At 43.1% G+C, this 737-nt stretch carries 1 protein-coding gene and 1 pseudogene; one reads left to right on the plus strand and one right to left on the minus strand.

Going from position 1 to position 737, the window contains the following annotated elements:
- Positions 1–161, plus strand: a pseudogene (locus R7Z50_RS26990) (porin family protein); the annotation flags it as partial.
- A 98-nt stretch (positions 162–259) separates the two neighbouring features.
- Here R7Z50_RS26990 and R7Z50_RS26995 read toward each other — a convergent pair.
- The coding region (locus R7Z50_RS26995; RefSeq protein ID WP_318149682.1) for an aminotransferase class I/II-fold pyridoxal phosphate-dependent enzyme at positions 260–737 on the minus strand (478 nt) is incomplete at its 5' end.

Consider the following 737-nt stretch of genomic DNA (forward strand, 5'->3'; position numbering starts at 1 on the left):
GTGATGTGGTTGAAGAGAACAAGTACAGAATCGGCTTCAATTACCAAGGGCATGATGTGATTGGCACGGGCTTGTATTACCAATACCGTGATACAGATTACAGTGGGGAAAGTTCGGATTACATCAACGAAGTCGGCTTAAGTTTGAAGTTCGTATTTTAATCCCATTTAGTAAAATCAACCGTAATCAATAGATTTAAGAACAACAAAAAAGGTCAGCATACGCTGACCTTTCGTTTATTTTGTCTGTTTTCGACAGATTATAGAACCGCTGCGATACCTTTACATAGCGGGACCATGTTTGATTTTGTCATACCAGCTACGCTGATACGGCCAGAACCAACGATGTAAATTGCGAACTCATCTTTCAGACGATTAACTTGCTCTTTAGATAGACCAGAGAACGAGAACATGCCGTTTTGACGTTCGATAAAGCTGAAATCTGCATCCACACCTTCTTCTTTCAGAGTTGCTACGAACAGCTCGCGCATCTCTTGAATACGGTCACGCATTTCTTGTACTTCCGCTTCCCATTCGGCACGCAGTTCTTCGTTGTTTAGAATATGAGTAACAACAGCACTGCCGTGAGCTGGTGGGTTAGAGTAGATAGAGCGGATGATCGCTTTTACTTGAGAGAATGCTGTTGTTGCCACTTCTTCAGATTCAGCAACAAGCGTGAATGCGCCTACACGTTCATTGTATAGGCCGAAGTTTTTCGAGAACGAGCTCGCAACGAGA

It is taken from the genome of Vibrio sp. 1249-1 (assembly GCF_033340495.1).